6 protein-coding genes and 2 pseudogenes are annotated in these 5,670 nt (G+C 46.2%); 4 read left to right on the forward strand and 4 right to left on the reverse strand.

From position 1 onward, the window contains the following. Positions 1 to 57: 57 nt before the first annotated feature. The 4 genes from AB1797_12775 to glyA all read left to right on the forward strand — a co-directional run bounded on the left by AB1797_12775 (position 58) and on the right by glyA (position 3,267). Positions 58 to 1,278, forward strand: a complete 1,221-nt coding sequence (locus AB1797_12775) for an aminotransferase class I/II-fold pyridoxal phosphate-dependent enzyme (protein ID MEW5768466.1) — start codon at positions 58 to 60, stop codon at positions 1,276 to 1,278. Positions 1,279 to 1,318: 40 nt separating this feature from the next. Then, positions 1,319 to 1,591 carry a DUF4160 domain-containing protein gene (locus AB1797_12780; protein ID MEW5768467.1) on the forward strand — a complete coding sequence of 91 codons (273 nt, stop codon included), beginning with the start codon at positions 1,319 to 1,321 and terminating at the stop codon, positions 1,589 to 1,591. Next, entirely contained in the window at positions 1,588 to 1,845 is a 258-nt protein-coding gene (locus AB1797_12785; protein ID MEW5768468.1) for a DUF2442 domain-containing protein, read from the forward strand. The genes AB1797_12780 and AB1797_12785 overlap by 4 nt, the downstream gene beginning before the upstream one ends. A gap of 180 nt (positions 1,846 to 2,025) precedes the next feature. Beyond that, on the forward strand, positions 2,026 to 3,267 hold the full coding sequence (glyA, locus tag AB1797_12790; GenBank protein MEW5768469.1) for a serine hydroxymethyltransferase: 1,242 nt from the start codon (positions 2,026 to 2,028) through the stop codon (positions 3,265 to 3,267). Here the strand turns inward: glyA and AB1797_12795 are convergent. From AB1797_12795 to AB1797_12810, 4 genes and pseudogenes are all read right to left on the reverse strand, one after another. Next, positions 3,227 to 3,934, reverse strand: a complete 708-nt coding sequence (locus tag AB1797_12795) for a Uma2 family endonuclease (protein MEW5768470.1) — start codon at positions 3,932 to 3,934, stop codon at positions 3,227 to 3,229. The two genes, glyA and AB1797_12795, sit on opposite strands and share 41 nt — an antisense overlap. Before the next feature lie 19 nt (positions 3,935 to 3,953). Continuing rightward, positions 3,954 to 4,145 carry a 50S ribosomal protein L28 gene (gene rpmB, locus AB1797_12800; protein MEW5768471.1) on the reverse strand — a complete coding sequence of 64 codons (192 nt, stop codon included), beginning with the start codon at positions 4,143 to 4,145 and terminating at the stop codon, positions 3,954 to 3,956. 835 nt (positions 4,146 to 4,980) lie between these two features. Further along, positions 4,981 to 5,178: pseudogene (locus AB1797_12805) on the reverse strand (ISKra4 family transposase). A gap of 72 nt (positions 5,179 to 5,250) precedes the next feature. Further along, positions 5,251 to 5,544: pseudogene (locus tag AB1797_12810) on the reverse strand (integrase core domain-containing protein). Positions 5,545 to 5,670: the final 126 nt, after the last annotated feature.

Raw genomic sequence — 5,670 nt, forward strand, 5'->3', positions numbered from 1 at the left:
CCCCCACTTCGTGGGGGCGAAACCCGAAACCTAAGTAGTTACAAACCTGGAGATCAAATGAACTCGAAACTCGAAACTCGACAACCCACCAGCGGCTACCCCCAACTCAACGATACTCTCTTATCTAAAAGGGTCATAGACCTGCCTCCTTCTGGAATCCGCAAGTTTTTCGATCTGGTCTCTGCCGTTGAGGGGGTAATATCCCTGGGCGTGGGAGAACCAGATTTTGTTACTCCCTGGCATATCCGGGAAGCAGGGATATATGCCCTGGAAAAAGGTTATACCACTTACACCTCAAATCAGGGGCTGATCGAGCTGCGGGAGGAAATCGCCCGGCATTTGGAAGAAGAATATCAAGCCTCCTTTGATCCCCACCACGAAATCCTGATTACCGTCGGGGTGAGTGAAGGGCTGGACCTGGCTCTTCGGGCTATCATTAATCTGGGTGAAGAGGTGATCATTCCGGAGCCGTGTTATGTTTCTTATAAGGCGGATACCTTTTTGGCCGGAGGGGTCCCGGTTACTATACCTACCAGCCTCAAAAATGAATTCAGAGTAAGGGCCGAGTCAATAGAAAAAGCCGTCAGCCCGCGAAGTAAGGCTATTCTCCTGGGCTATCCCAACAACCCTACCGGCGCCATCCTTAAACGGGAAGAGATGCTTTCTATTTTAGAAGTCGCCCAAAGGCACAATCTGGTTATTATCTCTGATGAAATTTACGGTCCTCTGACTTACCAAGGGAAACACACCTCTTTTGCCTCCCTGCCTGGAGCCAAAGAAAGGGTTATTTTGCTTTCCGGCTTTTCCAAGGCTTATGCTATGACGGGCTGGCGGATAGGTTATACGGCCGCTAACCCTTCTTTTGTTAACGCCATGACCAGGATTCACCAATACACCATGCTCTGTGCCCCTATCCTCGCCCAAAAAGCTGCCCTGGAGGCGTTAAGAAACGGACAAGAAGCCTATATGGATATGCTTTCATCCTACGACCAGCGGAGATGTTTGATTACGGAGGGTTTCAGAGGGATTGGATTCGATTGTCTTAGGCCGCAAGGGGCCTTTTACATCTTCCCTAACATCGAATCTACCGGCCTCTCCTCCGAAGAATTTGCCGAACGCCTACTTGAAGAGGAAAAAGTGGCCGTTGTCCCAGGCCCAGCCTTTGGAGAATGTGGCGAAGGACATATCCGCTGTTCCTATGCGGCTTCTATTGAGGATATTGAAGAGGCCTTAAAGAGGATAGAGCGGTTCGTTTCACAGACTAGTCATGAGCGATAGCCAGTCGAGTGAAAAAAGCCCACACGATAGGAAAAACGTAATGCCAACAATTTCAATGTTTTATGGAATTCTTATTCGGATGTTCTTTCGAGATATCGAGAAACATAAAGTGCCACACATCCATGCTGATTACCAAGGGAAAGTTGCAGTGTACTCAATTCCTGACGGATCACTGTTGGCTGGTAACCTACCACCGAATAAGCACAAACTGGTGGTCGCGTGGATTGAAATTCATCAAGAAGATTTACTTGCTGACTGGAACCTGGCTGTAAACGGTAAAACACCATTTCCAATCAAAGGACTTGATCAATGAGAATAATAGAACTTTTTCCACAACCCCATTGGGTATTATCCATTGTTGCAGATGACGGTCGCATTGGCAATTTTGATGTCAGTCCCTATCTTGAATATGAAACATTTGAAGCCCTTCGAGATTACAGCGAGTTTCTGAAGGTTTTCAATGGCGGATACTTTGTCGAATGGGATTGTGGTGCTGATTTGTCAGCGGATACCATTGAGGCACAATGGCAGATAATTAGCAAGGCATCCCCACAGACAATTGCCTAACCAGTCGCTGCACCTGACTGCGGGAACTGGGGTGTGTTTGAGATAGTTTTGTGGAATATCTTGGTTTGTAATCGTTCACCACAGAGACACAGAGACAATGTTAAAAATATCTCGTGTAGAATGGAGGGTTCTCAATGGTCTCGTTGCTTAAGTCAGTGCCATTCGAGACAGTATACATAGATGGAAACTTTAGGGGAATTTGATCCTGAGATAGCTGATATTATTAAAAATGAGAGAGAGAGGCAAAACAATACCTTAGAGATGATCGCCTCAGAAAACTTTGTCAGTCCCAGGGTCCTTGAGGCCCAGGGATCAGTGCTGACTAATAAATATGCCGAGGGATATCCGGGGAAGAGATATTACGGCGGCTGCCAGTTCGTGGATCAAGCCGAAGAATTGGCCATTAAGCGGGCCAAAGAGGCCTTTAAAACCGACTACCATGTCAATGTCCAGCCCCATTCTGGATCTCAGGCTAATATGGCCGTCTACCTGGCTGTTCTTAAACCAGGGGATACCATTATGGGACTCAATTTGAGCCATGGGGGTCATCTTACCCACGGCAGTCCGGCCAACTTCTCGGGACAACTATTCAAGGTGGTCTTTTATGGGGTGGATAAAGAAACCGAGATCATAAATTTCGATGACCTGGCCAGCCTGGCTGAACGCACCAGACCTAAAATGATTGTGGCCGGAGCAAGCGCCTACCCCCGGACCCTTGATTGGGAAGCCTTCCGAAAGGTAGCCGATTCAGTAGGGGCTTATCTGACCGCCGATATCGCCCACATAGCCGGTTTAATTGCCGCTGATCTCCACCCCTCTCCCTTTGGACCCTGCCACTTTGTCACCACTACTACCCATAAAACCCTCCGTGGTCCAAGAAGTGGCCTGATCCTCTGCCAACCGGAATATGCGGCCTTAGTGGACAAGGCTATCTTCCCCGGCACCCAGGGAGGGCCATTAATGCATATCATTGCGGCTAAGGCCGTCTGTTTCAAAGAAGCCCTTCAGCCTTCTTTTATCGAGTACCAACAACAAATCGTAAGTAATGCTCAAACCTTAGCCCGGGAGCTAAGCAAACTTAATTTCAGATTAATCTCCGGAGGGACAGATACTCACTTGATGTTGGTTGACTTAAGGAATAAAGGTATAACCGGCAAGGAAGCTGAAGAGGCCTTAGAAAAAGCAGGGATTACCGTCAATCGAAATGCCGTCCCCTACGATCCCCAACCTCCCAGGATAACCAGCGGCCTTCGCCTGGGGACGCCAGCCCTAACCACCCGCCAGATGAATGAACCTGAGATGGTCACAATCGCTCACCTAATAGGGACTATTCTATCCCGAATTGAAGATGAAAAAAACATCCTTGAGGTAAGAGAAAAGGTTAAAGACCTTTGTGCTCGCTTTCCACTCTACCAGTATTAAGAAGGCTGTTAACTATCGACAAAGTTGAGGGGAACCTTCCGGGCTCAGACCAAAGCCACTCGATTTGAATCTGAAATCCGTCAACCGTGGTTGAGTGGATGATATTGCCTTGAAGGGGGCGTCTTACAAATCGGCCTCCTGTATCCAGATCGTAAATAATTATTTGCTGCTTCGGTTGGTCAATCAGCCAGAACTCACGGACACCAATTTGTTCATATTGAACCTGTTTGGTGATTATTTCTTGACGCCTATCATAGGGAGATACAATTTCTATCACCAGATCAGGGGCCTCAACGAGGTCATTTTTATGAATGATTGAGAGGCGATCTTTACTGACGAACAATAGATCAGGTTCTCTCGCGGTATAATTTGTAATCCGGACCACTGTCCGAGAACCCAAGACCTGACCCAAGTTACGTTCTTCAACATATTGAGTAAGAATTGTGTGTAGAAAACTAAAAAGCGTTTCGTGTTGATAAGAAACGGGTGACTTCGTAGTTATAACCCCCTCGATAAGTTCGACGTTAGTGTCTTCATCTACCAATTCGTAAAAATCCTCTACGGTTAGCGGCCGGTCAATACAAAATATTGTTTCTGGAGCCAGTTTCAAGGGGGCTGACGGCATCTTGTCGAGGAAGGTCTCGAGGGCCTGTGTTTCCACCATCATATATATCCTTTCCTCAAAATTAGACTACCTTGACTACTTTGCCTGTCTTAAGGCAGCGGGCACAGACTCGAACCCGCTGATGTCGTCCATTCTCGACAATCTTGATAGATTGAAGATTGGGCAGCCATCTTCGCCTCGTCTTTCGGTTGGAATGACTCACCTGATTGCCTACCTGAGGCCATTTACCACAAGAATAACATACCTTTGCCATAATTAATTACCTCACTTGTCTTTAGAGCCTATCCCCAAACCGATCCGAGCCGCCACCGTTAAGGAGCGACCACGGGCACTCCCTATCCATCGGCAGTTGGAGCGGCTTCCTTTATCGGCGTAACTACTCAGCCACTAAGACAAATAGCACACGGATTACACGGATGAGACGGATTGACACGGATAAAAATTTATTAGAAAAAATCCGTGAGAATCCGCCAAAATCTGTGTCATCCGTGTGCTATTCCATCATTCTCTTCGTGCCTTAGTGGCTTTGTGGCTGAATAGTTACTTATCGGCTTTCCTCGCGCCGAGGTTTGGGGATAGGCTCTTAGTAATTAGCCCATCGATCCGAGCTCACCAGTTACCAATATACCACATATTCCCTTCACTATCAAGTAATTTTTTCGACCCGTACGGTTAAGGTTGTAGACTACTGACGCTGAAAGCGTCAAATTTTAAATAGCCGTAGATGCAAGCTACAGAAGATAAATACACCTGCAACGCTCGACCCTGCAAGGGTCGAATATTATCCATCACATAGAATTCAACCCTTTCAGGGTTGAGCTGTGGTAGATGTTTCGTTTCCACAGGTTTCACCTGTGGTTATGTAAAATTCAAACCTTTCAGGTTTGAGGAGAATTGCTTGTAATTCCTAACCGTACAGGTCGAATTTTTTCGACCTGTATGATTAGGTAGGGAAAAGCAAAAATAAACCACGAAGAACACGAAGTTCACGAAGAAAGTAATTTAAGGGTAGGGTAAATGGGATTAAAAGATTTGGATGTGGCTACTTTTCATGCAGCCATTTTCCATTCGTAAGTCCCGTAAAGACGTTTCTGTTCCTCTCTGATATGGAAATCCCAATACTTGTCCATATCATCGCTGAGGTTGATAGCGCGAAGCTTTAACATTGTCTCGGCACCGTCAACCTGCCACCGCATCCCTGAACGCTCCATCCGGTCCTTGACCAGATTTTTGCAGGCGCCTTCCACCACACCAGAGGCAATCGGCAGACCTAATGCAAGGTATTCGTGGTTAAAGTGGACCCATTTGTCAAGACAAAAAATAGCGTTTTTTAAGTTACAGTTTTGAGTCATTATTTTTTAGTTGTTTCTACCAAAATATACCTCTGCGGGTGTCTTATTACCAATAGACTGATGTGGTCTTTCCTGGTTATAAAAGCTCATATAGTCGCTGATACCTTGTCTTGCTTCCCAAACATTCTGATAATCTTTAAGGTACACCTCCTCGTATTTTAATGTCCTCCACAATCTCTCGGTGAAAATATTATCTGTTACCCTCCCTTTCCCATCCATACTTACCCAGATGTTGTTTTGTTCTAACTTAGAGACAAAGTCTAAGCTGGTAAATTGTGACCCCTGATCAGAATTAAATAGGGTGTGGCTACTTTTCATGCAGCCATTTTCCATTCGTAAGTCCCGTAAAGACGTTTCTGTTCCTCTCTGATATGGAAATCCCAATACTTGTCCATATCATCGCTGAGGTTGATAGCGCGAAGCTTT

This window comes from bacterium (assembly GCA_040753085.1).
GTDB lineage: Bacteria > UBA9089 > JASEGY01 > JASEGY01 > JASEGY01 > JASEGY01.